At 45.7% G+C, this 223-nt stretch carries 1 pseudogene; it reads right to left on the reverse strand.

Going from position 1 to position 223, the window contains the following annotated elements:
• Positions 1-223, reverse strand: a pseudogene (locus tag HJY11_RS14050) (two-component sensor histidine kinase); the annotation flags it as partial.

A 223-nucleotide genomic window follows, 5' to 3' on the forward strand; every position in this document is an offset into this window, starting at 1 on the left:
GTAATCCGGTTCAGTGGCCTCGTAATATAAAAACTTACCAGAATACCGGACACAATCAGCACAACAAGAGCTGTAAGAATAATAATATCCATCGTCTGTTTTAAATTCTCCTGGATTCCGACAATATTATCGGTGGAAACGCTTGCCAGCATCACGCCCACGATATCTTTGGACGCCGTCACCCGGATCGGAGCCGTCACCTCGATATAACTGTTGCGCTCAT

Source organism: Bittarella massiliensis (ex Durand et al. 2017) (assembly GCF_017566145.1).
GTDB classification, from domain to species: domain Bacteria; phylum Bacillota; class Clostridia; order Oscillospirales; family Ruminococcaceae; genus Bittarella; species Bittarella massiliensis_A.